Origin of the sequence: Cyclobacterium qasimii M12-11B, from assembly GCF_000427295.1 — a bacterium.
GTDB classification, from domain to species: domain Bacteria; phylum Bacteroidota; class Bacteroidia; order Cytophagales; family Cyclobacteriaceae; genus Cyclobacterium; species Cyclobacterium qasimii.
In genome coordinates, this window is the sequence record NZ_ATNM01000029.1 from 42,118 (window position 1) to 61,922 (window position 19,805).

15 protein-coding genes are annotated in these 19,805 nt (G+C 36.2%); all 15 read left to right on the plus strand.

The genetic code is table 11. The features are described 5' to 3' along the window. Nucleotides 1-17 precede the first annotated feature (17 nt). The 15 genes from ADICYQ_RS02755 (at nucleotide 18) to ADICYQ_RS02830 (ending at nucleotide 19,782) form a co-directional block, all read left to right on the plus strand. Nucleotides 18-3,461: a SusC/RagA family TonB-linked outer membrane protein gene (locus ADICYQ_RS02755; RefSeq protein WP_081652272.1), complete on the plus strand. Its 3,444-nt coding sequence runs from the start codon at nucleotides 18-20 to the stop codon at nucleotides 3,459-3,461. A gap of 23 nt (nucleotides 3,462-3,484) precedes the next feature. After that, on the plus strand, nucleotides 3,485-5,053 hold the full coding sequence (locus ADICYQ_RS02760; RefSeq protein ID WP_020890794.1) for a SusD/RagB family nutrient-binding outer membrane lipoprotein: 1,569 nt from the start codon (nucleotides 3,485-3,487) through the stop codon (nucleotides 5,051-5,053). 417 nt (nucleotides 5,054-5,470) lie between these two features. Next, nucleotides 5,471-6,466 carry a CBASS oligonucleotide cyclase gene (locus ADICYQ_RS02765; protein WP_020890795.1) on the plus strand — a complete coding sequence of 332 codons (996 nt, stop codon included), beginning with the start codon at nucleotides 5,471-5,473 and terminating at the stop codon, nucleotides 6,464-6,466. A gap of 2 nt (nucleotides 6,467-6,468) precedes the next feature. After that, the gene (locus ADICYQ_RS02770; RefSeq protein ID WP_020890796.1) at nucleotides 6,469-6,981 is read left to right on the plus strand and encodes an HORMA-1 domain-containing protein; all 513 of its coding nucleotides are present in this window, start codon (nucleotides 6,469-6,471) and stop codon (nucleotides 6,979-6,981) included. Beyond that, nucleotides 6,981-7,865 (plus strand): ATP-binding protein, encoded by an 885-nt coding sequence (locus ADICYQ_RS02775; protein ID WP_020890797.1) that lies wholly within the window; start codon nucleotides 6,981-6,983, stop codon nucleotides 7,863-7,865. The genes ADICYQ_RS02770 and ADICYQ_RS02775 overlap by 1 nt, the downstream gene beginning before the upstream one ends. Further along, nucleotides 7,862-8,707: an SMODS-associated NUDIX domain-containing protein gene (locus ADICYQ_RS02780; protein ID WP_020890798.1), complete on the plus strand. Its 846-nt coding sequence runs from the start codon at nucleotides 7,862-7,864 to the stop codon at nucleotides 8,705-8,707. Before ADICYQ_RS02775 ends, ADICYQ_RS02780 begins: the two co-directional genes overlap by 4 nt. A gap of 695 nt (nucleotides 8,708-9,402) precedes the next feature. Further along, entirely contained in the window at nucleotides 9,403-9,744 is a 342-nt protein-coding gene (locus ADICYQ_RS25685; protein ID WP_161625567.1) for a hypothetical protein, read from the plus strand. Between the two features lie 68 nt (nucleotides 9,745-9,812). Next, nucleotides 9,813-10,250 (plus strand): hypothetical protein, encoded by a 438-nt coding sequence (locus tag ADICYQ_RS25690; RefSeq protein ID WP_051160097.1) that lies wholly within the window; start codon nucleotides 9,813-9,815, stop codon nucleotides 10,248-10,250. A gap of 173 nt (nucleotides 10,251-10,423) precedes the next feature. Continuing rightward, a complete protein-coding gene (locus ADICYQ_RS02790) occupies nucleotides 10,424-10,831 on the plus strand; it encodes a hypothetical protein (RefSeq protein WP_020890801.1) in 408 nt (135 codons plus the stop codon). Between the two features lie 211 nt (nucleotides 10,832-11,042). Continuing rightward, nucleotides 11,043-11,528, plus strand: a complete 486-nt coding sequence (locus tag ADICYQ_RS02795) for a hypothetical protein (RefSeq protein ID WP_146948708.1) — start codon at nucleotides 11,043-11,045, stop codon at nucleotides 11,526-11,528. 729 nt (nucleotides 11,529-12,257) lie between these two features. Then, nucleotides 12,258-12,503 carry a type II toxin-antitoxin system ParD family antitoxin gene (locus ADICYQ_RS02800; protein ID WP_020890805.1) on the plus strand — a complete coding sequence of 82 codons (246 nt, stop codon included), beginning with the start codon at nucleotides 12,258-12,260 and terminating at the stop codon, nucleotides 12,501-12,503. Between the two features lie 1,439 nt (nucleotides 12,504-13,942). Continuing rightward, complete coding sequence (locus ADICYQ_RS02810; RefSeq protein WP_040414218.1) at nucleotides 13,943-14,371, plus strand: nuclear transport factor 2 family protein; 429 nt, start codon at nucleotides 13,943-13,945, stop codon at nucleotides 14,369-14,371. 1,325 nt (nucleotides 14,372-15,696) lie between these two features. After that, the gene (locus ADICYQ_RS02825; protein WP_020890813.1) at nucleotides 15,697-17,568 is read left to right on the plus strand and encodes a hypothetical protein; all 1,872 of its coding nucleotides are present in this window, start codon (nucleotides 15,697-15,699) and stop codon (nucleotides 17,566-17,568) included. 1,549 nt (nucleotides 17,569-19,117) lie between these two features. Then, nucleotides 19,118-19,252, plus strand: coding sequence for an Alkyl hydroperoxide reductase subunit C-like protein (locus ADICYQ_RS29225; RefSeq protein ID WP_020890816.1), 135 nt, complete (start codon nucleotides 19,118-19,120; stop codon nucleotides 19,250-19,252). After that, nucleotides 19,252-19,782, plus strand: coding sequence for a peroxiredoxin (locus tag ADICYQ_RS02830; RefSeq protein WP_020890817.1), 531 nt, complete (start codon nucleotides 19,252-19,254; stop codon nucleotides 19,780-19,782). Before ADICYQ_RS29225 ends, ADICYQ_RS02830 begins: the two co-directional genes overlap by 1 nt. The last annotated feature ends 23 nt before the right edge of the window (nucleotides 19,783-19,805 follow it).

Below are 19,805 nucleotides of genomic sequence, written 5' to 3' on the forward strand. Positions count from 1 at the left end.
AATAACTGAAGTAGATTATGAAACAAATTAGATGGAGGCTAGGCTTATTTAGCCTGTGGGCCATGAGTTTATTGTCCGTAATGGACGTTAATGCTCTTGAGCTGAAAAACAGTGAGGAGATGTATCTCCTTGAGGCGATCGATAAGATCAGTCGGGATTTTGACGTTTACTTCACCTTTGACAAAGCCTTGGTAAGTGGCATTAAGGTGAATTATGACAAAAATGCGGTGAATGTAGAGGCTGCTGTTGGCACGGTGCTGAAGAAGACCTCGCTTACTTTTAAGTTGATCAATGAGCAGTTTTTAATCATCTATAAAAACGATGAAGAGGGCTTGAAATCTCTCCGAAGCATGTCCAAACACCTGGATAAATTAATTAAGGAAGAGGAAAAAGCCTTCAATAAGCAAGCGGTATTAGCGCCGCGACCTATTGCCAATCAAGGTAAATTGTTTGCCAATATTACAGGTAAAGTAGTAAGCGCAAGTGGAGAATCACTTGTGGGTGTTACCATCTTGATCAAAGGCAAAAATAGAGGAACTGTAACCGACCTTGACGGTGGCTTTACGCTGGAAGGGGTTGAGAGCAATGATGTGTTGGTTTTTTCCTATATAGGTTTCTTAACTCAGGAAGTAGCTGTAGGCAACAGTTCTATGATTTCAATAACCCTTCAAGAAGATTCTAAAGCACTTGATGAAGTTGTCGTGACAGCTTTGGGTATAAGGAAAGAAGTTAAAGCGCTTGGTTATTCTGTTACTAAAATAGATGGTGAAAGTTTTTCTAAAGCCAGGGAAACTAACTTTGCCAACTCTTTGGTCGGTAAAGTAGCTGGTGTGAATGTGACTGGCGTAGGTTCTGGCCCGGGAAACTCATCAAGGGTTACCATTAGGGGAAATACTTCCATATCTGGAGACAACCAACCTTTGTATGTGATAAATGGTATGCCTATGGACAACACGCAATTTGGTAGTCCATCGGGCGCAAATCCTGACTGGGGAGACAATATTTCCAGTATTAACGCAGACGATATTGCAGAGATCACAGTGCTAAAAGGCGCAACAGCTGCCGCATTGTACGGTTCAAGGGCAAAAAATGGAGCGATCGTAATCACCACCAAATCCGGTGCTGGCAAGAAAGGCCTGGGAGTTGAAATTACAAGTCACAATACCTTTGATGTTCCTTATTATTTATGGGAAATTCAGGACCAATATGGTCAGGGATATGGTGGCGTCAAACCTGCAAGTCAGCAGGATGCTGCTAACCACGGACAAAATCACTGGGGAGCTCCTTTTGATGGCTCTCAAGTTATTCAGTTGGATGGTGTAGAGCGTCCTTATTCTTATGTGAAAGACCAGGTATTGGATGATTTTTACAGAACAGGTAGCACCTCCAGTAACAATATCTCTTTTTCTGGTGGTGGAGACAATGGGTCTTTCAGGCTTGGTATCACCAACTTGAAAAACAGTGGCATTATTCCTAACTCAGGTATGGAAAGGAATAACATCAGTTTAGGGCTTACGCAAAAGGCGGCTAAAAACCTTACGATTTCTGCCAATGTAGATTATATTACTGAAAATGTAAACAACAGGTATGTCAATAGAGGAACGCAAGGTAGTGCTGGCGGAACCATCCTTTTTGTAAACACCAATATGCCAACAAGTGCATTGGCTCCAGGCTACAATGATGATTATAGCGAGAAGGTGCTTGGTACGGATCTTAATGCCACCAACCCTTATTATGTTGTCAATAGAATGAGCAACAAAACCCAAAAGGACAGGTTCATCACTGGGGTAACTACGCGTTGGGATGTGCTTCCATGGTTGTTTATCCAGGGCAGAGCAGGTCAGGATTATTACACTTTCAAAGGAGATAATATTATCCCTGATGGTACAGGATTCCGTGCAAATGGTCAAATTGACCAAAGGGTCATGAACTTCTGGGAGAGAAACTTCGAAGGGCTGATAGGGATAAACAAAGACGTGAATGAGGATTTTAACCTGGCTGTAAATTTGGGAGGTAACTTAATGTCCCAACACAGGTATACCACCTCTATTTCCGGATTGGGATTTGTTGTGCCTCAATTGCATGTGGTCAACAATACCTCCATTAGAAATACCTCTACTCAAAATTACGACAAGAAAATCAACTCGGTTTTCGGAACAATGGAACTGAGCTTTAGGAATTATCTTTACCTAAATCTGACAGGAAGGAACGATTGGTTTTCAACGCTTAACCCTAATTCAAACAACTTCTTCTATCCTTCTGCAGGGGTGAGTTTTGTGCTTTCTGATGCCGTTGATCTTCCAAGGTCTATCAGCTTCAGTAAATTTAGAGTGGCCTATGCCTCAGTAGGTGGTGACACAGATCCTTATGGTTTAAATCTTACTTATGGTTTGTTGGACTACAATTACAATGGAGTGCCACTAGGTACCATCAACCAGCAAACAGTTCCTAACAATTTGCTTCAGCCACTTAATGTGGACGAATTCGAAGCTGGCTTAGACATTAGGGTTTTGGACAATAGATTGGGATTGGACTTTGCGGTCTACAATAAGTTAACCACCAATGATATTGCAGTGGAAAGTATTTCTACTACCAGTGGTTATTCTGGTGTATCTGTAAACGTTGGAAGTATTCGAAACAGAGGCGTTGAGTTTTTGCTTACAGGAAAGCCTGTTGTTTCTGATAATTTTGACTGGGACATCACGGGTAACCTTGCCTACAACAAAAGTAAAGTATTGAAGATTTCAGATACTTCGAATGAATTGATTTTGGCCACCACTACCAAAGCCTTTATCAAACACATAGAAGGCATGGAGTATTCTCAGATAGTAGGCCGTACCATTTTGAAAGATGAAGAAGGAAGAGACATTATTGATGCTACGGGACTTCCTATCGTTCCAGCAGGTGTGGTTCCTTTTGGTACAGGTGTTCACCGATGGACGGGCGGATTGATAAATAATTTCAGGTACAAATCCTTTAACTTAAACGTTTTGGTAGATGGTAAATTTGGTGGAAGCATTTATTCCCAAACCAATTATGACCTGGAACACCGAGGCATGTCTTACGGATCGCTATTAGGTAGAGAAAACGGAGCCGTTTTGCCAGGGGTAAATGAAAACGGTGAAGTCAATGATGTATTGGTAACGGCTGACAGGGTAAACAACAGGGCCATTATCGTAAGGCGAAGAGATGCACTTGACGATTACCTTTATGATGCAAGTTTTATCAAGTTGAGGAACATTTCATTGAGTTACAGTCCTCCCGCATCATTTTATAACAAGTTAGGATTCGTGAAAGGTGGAAGCATTTCTTTGGTAGGAAGAAATCTTCTAATACTAATGAGTCATTCACCAGGCATAGACCCGGAAAACAATTTGTATCCAGGAAACAGTCAGGGTGTTGAATCAAGTGCCTTGCCTCCAACAAGGAGTATAGGGGTGAATGTAAACCTTAAGTTCTAATCTCAATAATAGACCGAATCATCATGAAAAATAATCTGTTAAAAAACGCGATTTTATTTTGTCTCGTGATCCTGGCGTCTTGCGACCAGGGATTTGAAGAGCTTAATAAAGACCCGAATGCAGTTACTGCCGATCAATTCAATCCCTCCTTTTTATTGACTACCGCACAACTAAAGTCGGCGCAGGGAGATCACAATACCAGCTTGTATTATGGAACCTGTTTTGTGCAACAAATGGCCTCTTTGAGTAATGTGGGAATCTTTGATTACCATGGCGACAAATACGTTTATCATAAAGGCAACAATGAGGCACTTTGGAATGCTACTTATGGCAATACCGCCAAACTAATTGAGGACATTATCATCCAAACGGAAGGGGATGCAGATTTCAACAACCTGCACCAGATGGCAAGAATCTGGAGAACCATCATTTACCACAGGTTAACGGATATGTATGGAGACATTCCTTATTTTGAATCCAGCAGAGGTTATTATGATCAAATCTACAAGCCCAAGTATGATGCCCAAAAGGACATTTACCTCGATATGCTAAGCGAACTAGAGGATGCAGTAAGCAAATTGGATGCAACCAAAAACAATTTCTCCGAAGCAGACATTGCCTATAATGGAGACATTGCCAAATGGAAAAAATTGGGAAATTCCATGATGCTTAGGCTAGGCATGCGTTTGTCTAAAGTGGAACCAGCTACCGCTGAGACCTGGGTGATTAAAGCCGTAACTGCTGGTGTGTTTACTGACAACGCTGACAACCTTATGATCAGCGGAACAGATCCTACAGGCACCTCCTCTGATCTAGCCAATGGCATGAGCTGGACGATAAGTGTTGGCACAAGAAGTCCTGGCAAAATCGCTGCTACCTTCTTTGATTTCTTAAATGACAATAATGATCCAAGGCTGAAACACACGGTAGCCGTCTATACTGACCCTACCAATATAAGCACTAAAAACACGGATCCTGCCATTCAAAAAGGCTTGCCAAACGGTCTGGACAGACAGACTTTGGAAGCTGATCCAAGTTATAATCCAGACAGCCCTGGTCAGGAACACCAATATTCCGGTGTAAACAGGTCCGTATATGCCAAGCTAGATGGGCCAAGGATGTTCATCACCAATGCAGAGGTGCAGTACATGATGGCAGAAGCCGCAGTTCGAGGCTGGATAAGTGGAGATGCTGCTGCCTATTACGAAACGGGTGTGTCTGAAGCCATGAAAATGCTTCAGCAATACGACCAGTCAGCAACCATCACCGATCAGGAAATCACTGCTTATTTGACTGCCAATCCATTTGTAGGCACTTCAAATATGGAAGCCGCCCTGGAGCAAATCAATACCCAGTACTGGGCTGCTACCTTCCTGAATGGCTACGAAGCTTTTTCCAATGTCAGAAGATCTGGTTACCCAGTTCTGACGCCTATCAACTATCCCGACAATGAAACCGGAGGGTTGTTCCCTGGCAGGTTAAGGTACCCAGACAATGAGCCAGTACTCAACGTAGAAAATTACAACGCAGCAGTAAGCAGCCAAGGAGCCGATAATTACATCACCCATGTATGGTGGGATGTAGCCAATTAAAACCGAGCCTATAGTTACTTATTGTCTGTACTCAATTATCACCGAATGAAAGCCGCCAAGCATTTGTCTTGGTGGCTTTTTTTGTACAGTCATGGGGAAGGGTTTTAGGGGTTATTGCTTATAAATTATAGAAGTGGTAAAAGAGTAAACCCAAGGATATTCTGTGATTTAGTTAAAATAACGTCCATTTATATAAGTTTTCTGACCATTTTTAATAAATTCCATTAAGAATTTAGTATTTGCAATGGATTCCTTATCCTAAATCCTTAATTTGACGAATAAAATTGAAATAGCCGGATATATAGTTGCTATATATGCAACTCAGAAGTTATAATGGTGACATATACGGATGTTATGCCTCACCTAAAAACAACCGAGTTATTGAAAGATTAACGATAGTATGATAAAATAAAACATATGAAACTAACTAATACGCAATTACATAACTTCATAGGCAGGATAAAGTTGAAAGAAGAAAACATGCCTAAATACCGTGAACAAGTAAATAATCTTAAAGAAAGACTTGAAAAAAAGATAATAGAAGATGACAGAACAGGATTAAAAGTTACAAAGTACTTGCTTGCAGGCTCTTGGAAAAAAAGAACAATACTAAGACCAACAGGTGAAAACCCTATTGATATTGATTTAGTTTTATACGTTGGAGGAGATGAAAGCTTAAAAAATGACCTAAATAGACTGCATGACTTTATTGTGGGCTATTTAAGAGAAATATACCCTAATAAAGATATCGATCGTGATGTAGATGCTGAGGGTAATACAAAGTCAATAACAATAAAATTTAGTGGTACAGGCTTAGAGCTTGACATTGTTCCAGTTGTCCCTATTCCCAATTCTAACGAATATGTTTGGCAACCACAAAGAGGTGGAGGTGGCAAAAGATATACTACTAGCGTAACTAAGCAAATTGATTTTGCAAGGGAAAGAAAAGCGGAAAACACCTCATTCACTTCAATTGTTAGGGCGATCAAATGGTGGAAAAACTATAAAGAGCTAAAACCAATTGGAGATGATCCCGGTCTGTCATCCTTTGTAATTGAACTCATTGTTTCTCATTTGGAATTAACAGAAGGAACCGAAAATGATATTGAAACGGGAATAATTAGGTTCTTTCGATTTGTAAGCGATCCCAACTTCCCAATTATTAAATTTAAAGATGCAATAAATTCTGTTCCTATATTATTTGACAGCCCAGTTTACATTGCAGACCCTACAAATAATGATAATAATGCATCAAAGAAGCTTGATAATTCCATTTGGGACGAAATAATACATGAAGCGAATGATGCATTTGATGCGCTCTTTATTGCTCAATCCAAAATTTCTCAAGGCGATACTATTGAAGAATGGAAACATATTTTCGGGCCAAAATTCAGTATAACCAAAGAAGATTAATTATGTACAATACTTATACTAACACAGGAACTTATACTGTCACAGATATTAGAAAAACCTTTGAAGGTTTCAGTGCTGATTTCAGAATGATTGCTACTAGAACAGGCAAAAGAACCATGACCGAAGTAGAATCATTTATAAATGACATTTTAATATGGGCTGAAACTAAAAATCTAGATTATGTTGATATTGCATTAATTGACTCTAATAAAAAACCAATAAAAGCAGTAAGATACAGAGTGGATGAAAATGGCAAAGCCAATCAAAGCGACAGAGCGGGCAACAATAATGATTGGCAAAATTTACCTAATACAGAATTAAGGGCTGTTGTAACCTTTACTAAAAAATGGACAAGCCTTACAGATGAACAAAGAAATGAATTTTTGAAAGCAAACAATTTTAGGTGTAGTTGGGGTCGATTAGATTTTGATAACTCTTACAATCACTTATCTAAAGATGATGCTCAATTGTATGCAAGTAAAGGATATGAACTTAAAAAAGAAAACTTTAAATAATGGCTTCAATATTTGATAATACAATTGACCTTCCAAATGCAGGTATAAAAGAAAGAACAGCCAACCTAATCGGATTTGATGCAAAGTTCCAAAGGATATATGGGAATCTTAAGTTACTTCTTGACCAAGAAGGTTTGAAGACTTGGAGCAAAAAGCACCATAAAATTGAGTTGCCAATAATCGAACAACTCACAGAACGTTATCCCTTGATTATTTTAGCAGGTGATGCAGGTACAGGTAAAACTGTTTCTGCCGAAGCAATCGCCGATAAAATGGTTAGAGAATTAAAGAAAGAAGGTTTTTTTCTAAAACTAAGCACTAGAGTAAGAGGTGAAGGACTTCACGGGCAAATGGGTAATTTAGTGAATGATGCATTTGCAGAATTAAAAAAGCAGGCAGGAAAAAAGAGATTAGCATTCTTATTTATAGACGAAGCAGATGCCATTGCTACAACTCGATCAACAATGCAAATGCATCAAGAAGAGAAAGCCGCTGTAAATACTTTAATACAAAAAATCGATGAAATACGAGACTTAAAAGGCAGAGCTGTTATTTTCATGTCCACAAACAGACTTCATTTTATTGATGAGGCCATAATTAGAAGAGCAGCAGTAATTTTAGAATTTGAAAGACCAAATGAGCAAGAGCGTAAAGACCTTTTTGAAAAAAGTTTAACAGGAATTGAGTTTAGCAATCAGGATTTACAAGAACTTGCTGATTTAACAAGTCCAGAGAAAAACGATAATTTAGGCCATTCATTTTCGGATATTAGATTGAAAATTCTGCCAGAGACAATAGCTTCGTGTTTTCCTGACACACCTCTTACTTTCCAGATTTTGTGTGAAACCATAAAAAAAATTAAACCAAGTCCTAAAATTGTATGACAACTCGACAATCAAATATAATTGTACTTATAATATTTGGAGGTTTTATCCTATATAGGACTATTTTTCCGCCAGATTCCGATGATTCTTTCTCTCAAACTTTCTTTAATATTTCAATTGAAATAGTTGGCGGAATATTACTTTTTGGGATTTTGCAGTTTCTTCAAAATATTAATCGATTTTGGTTCTACATTCAAACACAATTTCTTTTAAGAAAGATAGATGTTAGATTATCCATTGCATACTTATTTAGGATAAATATTAATGGGAAATTTTTATTAGTGAAGAGTCGTAGAAGGGACTATTATCAACCAGTAGGTGGTGCTTTTAAAACGTTGCCAGGAGCTGATAAAGTATTTGAAAAACTTGGTGTAAAACCTGATAAATTAGTCGAGACAGAACATGGGATTGCTAAAAGTGATTTAAGGGTTTATGTTAAAGGAGTGCATATTATCGAGTTTTTAGAATGGTTTAAATCTAAAGAAGATAGAGAAATTTCCCCTTGGAGAGAATTTTGTGAAGAACTTATATCAACAGATATTTTACCTTGGAAACCATTTAGATATATCGATTATAAGTTTAAAGGAACAGTTCAATCTCCAATTATTAATATGGATAGTGGAGGAAAGGGTTTGTTCTTGTTTGAAGTTTATGATCTTGTAGTAAATGATGAACAGAAACCTGTTTTAGAAGAACTGCAAAAGCGAGGCAATACGGCTGAATACGTATGGGTAGATGATTATCTAATTCAAAGGTTGGGGCATGACGAACGTACAAAAGATCAACTTTTTGAGATTGCGCCCCATACAAAATATGCGCAGAATTTATCTTGGAATAAATAAGAACTAAAATATTTGAAATAAACTAAAAGCGGATGATATGATAAAAAATGGATAGGGCATAATAATGTATGTTTAAAATAGGCACGTTAATACTAAACTCAATGCTTTTAACTCGTATCATACTATGTGCTTAACCGAAGGTTTAGTGCTTCCAAAGCACCTACTTTTCATATATGTTTCGAGAGTAACGATCGGCTAAAAAATGGTTACGCAACTATTTATAAGATGGTGGAACCGACCCAACGGTGTTGTTCTACAGGGGAAGCACCAAAACACCATAAGGTGCTTTGGTAAAGAGTCAAGGTATTGAGCGTTATGGAAAAGGCCACGTCAAGAACGTAGTCAGGTAATGATAAAGGAGATAAATGCAAATGAACCTCTGATGATGTGTCCAGAAAGTGCTTCATTCTGTAAAAGTGGTTGAATTATGACTATCATTACGAGTTTAGTGGTTACCTGTTTATTGACTGGACGCAAGGCGTCATTTAGGAGGTATGGCCTTTCCCGTATTTTCGGAACCTTTATTCAGGGTTATTTACTGACTTCCCAACAACGGTTAACAATTTAATCGGGAAAGATTGTTCCACTCCTTTTTTATTTACCCGTCGGAGAGGCAGTATAAAGGAGTGTTTTACAAGAAAAAGAAAAGCTCAATATAAAATTAAGTAATTGTATAAGCTTTAGTAATAGTTGTTTTGTGTACTTCTAAAAATTGGCGCTTAAGTGATGTGGGTATTTTGAAAAAGAATATGGGAAAAGAAAAAGTATGTTTTATAATAATGCCTATTTCTGACCAAGAAGGATATGAAAAAGGACATTTTTCACGTGTTTACAAGCATTTAATTGTTCCAGCATGCGAAAGAGCTGGATTTAAACCTATAAGGGCGGATGATGAAGTTAAAACAAATTATATTGTAATTGATATAATAAGAAAGATTTTGGATTCTGATATAGTTCTCGCTGATTTAAGTGCTAAAAATCCTAATGTAATGTATGAATTAGGTATTAGGCAGGCATTCAATAAAAAACAACGTTAATAAAGGACAATAGAACCTCGAGAGTATTCGATATACAAGGATTAAGAACAATAGATTACGACGAGAGTTTGAGAATTGATGAAGTGCAAAATAAAATTGATATGATTTCCAATGCTCTCAAAGAAACTTTCCATGCGGGAGACGACGAAATAAATTCTGTACTACAATTGTTGTCGATTAAACCTGCTTCATACCCTGAGTCATTTGAATTATCTAAAGAGTCGAATTTAGTTCTAAATGCACTGGAAGGTATATCAAATCGACTTTTAAAAATTGAAGGGGAAAAACCAATTTTTTATAAAACTGAGAAATCGACTTTCAGAATTAATGGAGAAGATTTTGAATTAGGTCAAGAAATGTATGATTCTGGTAGTAATTTTAATACGATAGGTAAATTTATTTGGGTCGATGGCTCAATAATTTATTATTCAGATAATGAAAATACAATTAAATCTATAAATGAAGAAAATGATATTTATTCTAGAATAACTTCATTACCCTTTTAGAAGCAACCCCTAATCAATTAAACTAAAATTTTGTAAGATAACACATTAATTCATTGTAACCTGGATGGGAATCAATCTCAGCTTGCTTTCCGCTATTGGCATTGCATAGCTCATTATATTTGAAAGTACTAATAACCTAGATTTTCAGGCTCTACTTTACAAAACATTTGGAAATGAAATTAAGAAATATTAACGACATACAATCCCTTCCTTCTGTTCTTGGTCTCAAAGAATTGAACCAGTATTTGATTCAATTGATTGAGATATTAGAAAATGACAATACAATTTCTCAAGCGCAAGCTGCGGAAGAGATAAACAACTTGATTTCATATCAATGTTTCAATGAGGAAGGGCTTAGTGAGGAAACCAGCCTTAAGATATTGAATTGGATAAAATCAAATTATGAACCTCAAAATAAAGATTCAATCGAATGTAATTCAGGAAGTCTTGCCAATCTCAATTGTTATGGTGTAGAGGAATTCATTAACGAAAGAATTGAAAAATCAAATTGGGAATTTGAAAAAAATGAACTTGTTGATTGTTTGAAGGAAATAAAGGAAAGTAAAAACGGGGGGGAATAACTAAGCAATCTAGTAATTTTAAAAGCTTAATCTAAAGCTTATGGACCCATCGATGAAACGAAGTTTAGCCAGAACGTTACCACATTTTCGTAAAATGAAACTGAGAATACTAATCATTCTAATCCTGGGACTTCAAATTAGTTGCTCTAAAAAAGCGAGCAGAAACGAAACTTTAGTATTTAATGAGTCTGAACATTCACCAGAAAGTGGAATGCAATCGACAAATCAAGAATCAAATAACATCTCGGAAAAGGAGACCGAAGACGATTGCATTTTTGATCTAACCACACAATCGGACGAGTTCATTCAGCACATTCCGGAATTTAAAAATTACACATGGAATGATTCAACAAAAACAGCAACCATTCTTCTCCAAAACGGTGACACGTTGTATGCTCAAAGAGGAGGTTGTTATCACTTTGGCATTTCAGGAAAACTAGTCAAATTAAATGATGATCATTCAATCGATAATATTGACCATTGGCTTGGTGAAGCTAAATGGATAAGCAAACGAATATTGGACGATTCAGACTATCAAGAATTAGAACAAATGATAGTATCTAAGAACTACGACCTTGACCTTGATAACGACAGAATTTACATTGCTTTTAAAGGCCATAATTACTCTGAATGGTACTTAACGGTTGAAAGGCTACATGGAAATACAATTATAGACACAGGGTATTATTTTGATTGAAAAAAGAAATAAAAAAATGTGGGCCAAAAATCAAGCATTCTGACAACTGGAATAGCCTGGTTTATCCCTTCGACAGGCTCAGGGGACAAGCTCATTGAATCACTGTAAGGGTCCGGATTATTTGTGAACTATGGATCCTGGTTATTCCTTTATTTATAGCAGCTATTTTTCATCGCTTAAAGGTTTACGGAAGTGATTTTGTCAGCATTGTTGCAGAAAAAAAAGCAACAATACCGCCAAAATCGGGTTGTGCTTATCGTTTTGGACCAAGGCTTCACAGCCTTGGCTACAAAAATGACACCCCTATGGGGTTTTGAGATTCGTTAAGTTTAAGCGTATAGATTGCCACCGAAAGAAATGTTAAGCTTTAAAAACGTTTGAAGGGATTTATAGACATTGACAAGGGACGTATTAAAGCTTATTTAATTGCCACTTTCTTTATTTCTTGCGTTACTTTTGCCAGTTTTTCTTAAGATTTTATTGGCTCATCTGGATTTCTTGTCGGGGATTCAAAATTTGGAAGCCTAAAACTGAAATTGCCTGATAATTAGTGCGATTATAGGCATGTCCTCTGCTAAAATTTAGTTTTATACAAATGTTATTTGGAGTCCAGAAGGTTGAAACCGATAGTAATTTCAAGAAATCTTACTTAACTGATAAAAATCAGGACAATGTTGACATCAATACCAATAATTGGTATATTGAAAAATAAAATAGTAGGAATAGGAAATGGCAAAAAATACTTCAATTACTTTAGGTGAGCACTTTGAAACCATAATAGAGAAAAGTATTGCTTCGGGAAGATATGCATCGGCGAGTGAAGTAATTAGAGCAGGATTACGTAAAATCGATGAAGAAGAGCAAAAAATAAATGCTTTAAGAAATGCAATTGAAGCAGGAGAAAATAGTGGCTATATCACTGATTTTGATCCCAAAGAATTCTTAGAAAGAATGCATGCAAAACATTCGAAATGAAATTGAAATTCCAATTAAGTAGATTAGCAAATAATGATTTAGAAAACATTTGGGAATATACATTTACAAACTGGTCTTTAAAACAAGCAGATAATTACCCAAATCAATAACATTTGTATTAACCCGGAACTTGGAAGGCAAATTTTTAGCATAAATCCTAACCACAGAATGATTAAAATTAATGCTCATTTCATAGTCTATAAAGTAGATGGGGAACTTCTAAAAATCGACCGAATCGTCCTTGAAAGAATGGATATTCCGAATAGAATTTGATGCAAAAAAGGAGTCCACCTAACAATAAAGAAGCTGTAGCACCTTCATCCTTTCTACTCTTATCCTCTTCGCTGAGGGTGTGATTTTGGCGGTATTGTTGCAGAAAAAAAAGCAACAATACCGCCAAAATCTTGTTGTCCTCCTTGTTTTTACCAAGGCTTTACAGCCTTGGCTACAAAAATGACACCCCTATGGGGTTTGGGGATTTGTTAAGTTTTGCCGTCAATATTATCAAAGGGAGTAATGCCAAAATCGTATCTTACTTTTTTCTTACTACTAGCATGCACCCATGGCTTTGATATTTTCATCTTTACAAATCCTACGGAAATATTGAATACAGGAAGAAAGTTTCTTAGGTGTTTCAAAGTACCCAAGCCCTGAAAGGGCGATATATCAAAGCACAGGGTGAAGCCCTGTGTTAAGGATCAATGATTTATAACCAAGCCCTGAAAGGGTGTAATACCTATGGTGTGAGTGCCATTTCCTGTAATGGCGATAAAATAGGGGGTAAATTCCAAGCTCTGAGGGTTGTCCATCCTAATTAAAGGGAAAGTGCAAAGAGGAAATTATATCGCCCCGTCAGGGCTTGTAAAATCGTATGTCTCATAACGATGGGCTTCACCCATCGCTGGTAGATATCACCCTTTCAGGGCTCAAAATAAAATAAAAAACAAGCCGACATGGCGAAATATAACAGAGTTGTAACCGTGGTTCAGGAAATACACATTAAATGATTTTGTCAGCATTGTTGCAGAAAAAAAGCAACAATACCGCCAAAATCGGGTTGTGCTGATCGTTTCGACCAAGGCTTGACAGCCTTGGCTACAAAAATGACACCACTATGGGGTTTTGGGATTTGTTAAGTTTTGCCGTCAGGACCGCCATAGAAAGTAATGTTATGCTATATTGTGTTAGATGGGATTCACGGACTCATATTAGTGGTTCAGGTAAGACAATTGGAATGGATGGTACTTTGTTTATTTCTCGGGTTACTTTTGATTGTTTTCGTTATAAATTTAGGAGCTGCACTGGATTCCTTGTTCGGAATTCTTAATTTGAGAGAGAAACAGACTGTAATCCCCTGATTTATAGTACGTATATACAAAGCTCTAAGGCTAGAATGTGGGTGTATACAGATATTATACTTCACTAAGAAACAACTATTTATGAAAAAATTGATCTTTTCCATTCTGATCGTAACTCTGCTACTCGGATGCAATTCTGACAAAACAGAAAAAGAGCAAACTCGAAGTCAAAATTTTAATCTGACACCTTTAGAAGTTGTTAATAATCGTATGGATTTATACAATCAACACAACTTTTCTGAATTTATAAAACTTTATGCCAATGATGTTGAAATATACACTTATCCTGATAAATTATTAGGGATAGGAACAGATAACATAATTTCTATTTTTGAACCAAAGTTTGCTACCAAATCGATAAAGGTTGAAATCGTTAGTCAAATGAATAACGGTAACTATGTTATTAATCACGAAATCGTTACGGAAAAAGGAATTGAGACAAAGTATATTTCTATTTATAAAGTCAAAGATGGATTGATAAAAAGCGTGAAGTTTGTAAGAGATAAATAGTAATATTTGACCAAAATTTAAGTTGAATCAAATCTGAATAAAAAAGCGAAAGCATAAAAATTAAGCATTCTGACGGCTGGCTTAGCCTGGTTTGATCCTTAGACAGGCTCAGGTTACAAGTTCATTGAATCACTGTAAGGGTCTTGATTATTGGGGTTTTATGGATAATGGTTATCCCTTTTTTTATAGCAGCTATTTTCCATCAAGTAAAAGTTTACGAAAGTGATTTTGTCAGCATTGTTGCAGAAAAAAAGCAACAATACCGCCAAAATCGGGTTGTACTTATCGTTTTTACCAAGGCTTGACAGCCTTGGCTACAAAAATGGCACCCCTATGGGGTTTTGGGATTTGTTAAGTTTTGCCGTCTATATTATCAAAGGGAGTATTGCCAAAATCGTATCTTACTTTTTTCTTACTACTAGCATGCACCCATGGCTTTGATATTTTCATCTTTTCAGATCCTACGGAAATATTGAATACAGGAAGAAAGTTTCTTAGGTGTTTCAAAGTACCCAAGCCCTGAAAGGGTGTAATACCTATGGTGTGAGTGCCATTTTCCTGTAAGGACGATAAAAATAGGGGGTAAATTCCAAGCTCTGAGGGTTGTCCATCCTAATTAAAGGGATAAGTGCAAAGAGGAAATTATATCGCCCCGTCAGTGCTTGTAAAATCAGTATGTCTTTTAACGATGGGCTTCACCCATCGCTGGTAGATATCACCCTTTCAGGGCTCAAAATAAAAATAAAAAACAAGCCTACATGGCGAAATATAACAGAGTTGTAACCGTGGTTTAGGAAATACACATTAAATGATTTTGTCAGCATTGTTGCAGTAAAAAAAGCAACAATACCGCCAAAATCGCGTTGTGCTGATCGTTTCGACCAAGGCTTCACAGCCTTGGCTACAAAAATGGCACCCCTTTGGGGTTTTGGAATTCCTTAAGTTTTGCCGTTTGCATAGGCATAAGAAGTAATGTTAAGGTATAAAGTGTTAGATGAGCTTAATCCGGTAGATATTCTCACTTTTTTTAGAATTAAAATGCATTGGTAAACTCCCAGAAAAAATAGCGCATTAACCAAATGATATTCTTATCTATTTCCCAGAAGCGGACCATTCTATAGCTTTTCGGTTTGTTTTTCAGAAAGTTTCATTAAAAATGCAGTATTTAATAGGTATTCCTTGTCTGGAATCATTAATTTAAAAAATACAAACTGAAAAATCCGGATATATAGCGCGTATTTAAGGAAATCCACGGCTAAAACGTAGGTGTTTACGGTTGTTACCAACTTTTTGAAAATATTGATTTTCAAAAAAATTATTAAAATATGAGAAGAACACTTCTACTAATCATCACGATATGTTTATCCTTTTATAGTGCTGATGCTCAATCTTGTAGCTCCATAGAAGAATGGGATATTCTAATTACTAACGAATTCCCTAATGTCGACACGAATACCATCAATTCAGGAGGTAAAACCAGTAATAGAATACTATATAATTTATATTCCGACAAATATTTTATTCCATTTTCAAATAAATCTTTTGAAAAATTAAGTTTCAACTCAGGTGTAAAAACTTGGAAAAAGCTAAGGAACTGCAGATCTAAAAATAAGTATCAAAACTTAAAAAATATTGGATGGATTACCCATTTTGGTTTGAGTCCTTTAAGTAATGAAATAGCATTTAATCAGGTTAAGAAAAAGAGCGGTGAGATAAATAATCTTCGAGGAGAATACAATAGGATAGTGAATAAATTTGAATCTGGAGATGTTTCCTATGATGAGCTTATTCGATACAAAAAATTAGCTAATACTAGCTTTAACAGCCTAATGCCATCAGAGGTTGATCATTTTTTAAAATTAATTTTGGAGAATGAAAGCACTATTGCTAACAAGTCACTTTTACAATCGGCCAATCAGTATACACTTAGGGAAGGTAACCTGAATACTCTCAATGATTTAGAAAATTTCAAACAATTAAATCAAAAAATGTATGCCCAAGCCAATGATGATACTAGAAAAGTGGTCACTACAATTTTAAGCGATAAAAAAAGTGCCGTACTTGAAGTTTTAATGCAAAATGAAAGCAATCGTTTACGACAAATTGGTTCTGGTGAGATCGGGCTCGTAAATATTAATTCTTTTTTTAAAAATTTCGAGAACTTATATTCCAAGTATCAGAATTATAATAGCGTAAATATCCTGTATCAGGATGTGGTAATTGGTAAGACCAAAATTGTTTCTGATTTAAAAGAAAACGTAAGCAATAAAATTGCCAATGCTAAAACGCCCAATCAAATAAACGATATCGAGTCTAAGTACTTATCAAATACAAATAAGGAAGACCAAATGATTGTTTTAATTAATAATTACCTTTTAGCGAGAAAGAACACTATTCTGAATCAAATTGAAGTGGACAGATTGAAAGCAGAATTGGAAGCCAGAAATAAAAGGTTAAAAGAGACAGAGACTAAATTGGCTCAATTAGAAAAGGCTGTTGAGATAATTGATAACTACCATAGGGCAATCGGAGGGATGGTTAATTTGAAAAATATAAAAAGCACAAATTATACTATGACACCGGAAATTAATCAAGACCTATCAGTATTTGAAGTATCTGGTTTGAATGACTTTGAGATGAATACTACCGAAATGCGAGTAGAAAAATCAATTTTTTCTTCTAGTTTATTTAAAGCATATGACAAAGATGGTAACCTTCTAAAACTTCAAAAGATTTTTTATGATGGAAAAGGAGCTAGATCTATTCGTAGATCGTTTCCTGGGGGCGTCAGCTATCCTTCCTTAGAGCATGTTGAGAAAGAATTTGAAAATAAAGATGGATTATTTTCTTTTGAGAATTACAAAACCTCCAAGTTTATAAAAGAGGTGAGTTATTTAGGATTTGAAACGATAGAAAAAATAAAATATCACAAAATTACTTATCAAACCTATAACGCATATTTTGGTTGGAGGACTGGGTATGCGTATTTCGATGTAGAAACCCATTTATTGAAAATTATTAAGGCCTGGAGTCCGAGTAATAAAGAAGGCTGGAATTATTTCGAAAATTACAAAGAAGTTGATGGTATTAAAGTACCCACTAGAGTATACATCGGAGTTAACAAATATTGGGTAAAAGTTGTAACAGAATTTAATATGAAAAATCTACCTTCAAATACTTTTACTTATGATTTTTAGTACGAATACTATTGAAATATTTTAAATGCTGATTTTATCGAAATTAGATAAGGCTTTAAAAGCGCCATTGAAAAATTGCATAGAATTAAAAAGACAAACAGTTCTCTTTTAGTTAACTAAATTGTAAATACAATTTCAATTGACAAACAGGTAAGCAACTAAAGGCTAGGTATAAACGGAGAAAAACAGTTGGCTAATAGACAAGCATTCTGATCCATCGACACCCTTCGACAGGCTCAGGGGCCAAACTCACACACTTTTATTGAATTTTTGTAAGGGACTTGGTTAGGGGTTTTAAGGGTAATTATTATCCTTTTTTTAACAGCTATTTTCCATCGCTTAAAGGTTTACGTTAGTGATTTTGGCGGTATTGTTTCAGAAAAAAAAGCAACAATACCGCCAAAATCGGGTTTTGCTTATCGTTATGGACCAAGGCTTTACAGCCTTGGCTACAAAAATGGCACCCCTATGGGGTTTTGGGATTTGTTAAGTTTTGCCGTCAATATTATCAAAGGGAGTAATGCCAAAATCGTATCTTACTTTTTTCTTATTACTAGCATGCACCCATGGCTTTGATATTTTCATCTTTTCAGATCCTACGGAAATATTGAATACAGGAAGAAAGTTTCTTAGGTGTTTCAAAGTACCCAAGCCCTGAAAGGGCGATATATCAAAGCACAGGGTGAAGCCCTGTGTTAAGTGTCAATGATTTATAACCAAGCCCTGAAAGGGTGTAATACCTATGGTTTGAGTGCCATTTTCCTGTAAGGGCGATAAAAATAGGGGGTAAATCCCAAGCTCTGAGGGTTGTCCATCCTATTTAAAGGGAAAGTGCAAAGAGGAAATTATATCGCGCCGTCAGGGCTTGTAAAATCGTATGTCTTATAACGATGGGCTTCACCCATCGCTGGTAGATATCACCCTTTCAGGGCTCAAAATAAAATAAAAAACAAGCCGACATGGCGAAATATAACAGAGCTGTAACGGTGGTTCAGGAAATACACATTAAATGATTTTATCAGCATTGTTGCAGAAAAAAAGCAACAATACCGCCAAAACCGGGTTGTGCTTATGGTTTTGACCAAGGCATGACAGCCTTGGCTACAAAAATGGCACCCCTATGGGGTTTTTGGGATTTGTTAGGCTTCACAGGCAAGATGACCACAGAAAGTATTATTAAGCTATAAAGATTTAGATGGGTTTCATGGGTACTGATTAGTGAAGCTAATTGGAACGAATGTCATTTTCTATTCCTCGGGTTACTACTGGAAGTTTTGGTTAAAATTTCAAGAGCTGCACTGGGTTTGTTGTTGGGGATTTTTAGTTCATTGGCAAAACAACCTGCAATTACCTGGTATTTAATGTATGTAGAGGTAAGGCTATAACCTGGTTATATACAAATATTGTCGATAGTTAAAACTATACCTACATGCTCTTAATAAAATTGTATTTAAAGATCCTTTAATGTAACAGATGTCACTTTTCGCAAGTGGACTAAGTGGTACATTTGAATTGAAGAAGTAAAAGGGGAAACTAAAAATATACAATCATGGAAAATATCAGTGAAATGAAGGATCAAGTTGTAACAATGCCAAGAATTGGAGATAAAGCCCCGGATTTTGAGGCAGTGACAACAAAAGGAAAATTAAATTTTCAGAATTTGCTAAAGATAAATGGGTGGTGATGTTTTCACACCCTGCTGATTTTACTCCTGTTTGCACCACAGAGATGAGTGGATTTGCACAAAGGAAATCCGAATTTGTTGCTTTGAATACAGAACTTTTAGGTTTAAGTATAGATAGCATTCACGCCCATTTAGGTTGGGTCCAAAATGTGAGAGAGAATACAGGTGTCTATTTTGACTTCCCGATTATAGCAGATTTGGATATGAAAGTATCAAAGCTTTATGGAATGTTACAACCCAATGAAAGTGAAACAGCTGCTGTTCGTGCCGTGTTTTTTATCGACCCGGAAAAAAAGATACGATTGGTTATGTATTATCCTTTAAATGTAGGTAGAAACATGGATGAAATTCTAAGAGCATTAGAAGCATTGCAGACGTCTGATAAGTACAAAGTAGCTATGCCATTAGATTGGAAAAAGGGAGATAAAGTAATTGTGTCTCCTCCAAAAACCTTGGATGAATTAAATGAAAGACTTAGTGATGACTCCTTAGAAAAAGTCGATTGGTATTTGGCGAAAAAGAGTATTTAATAGAATAAAATCAACCAATTTGA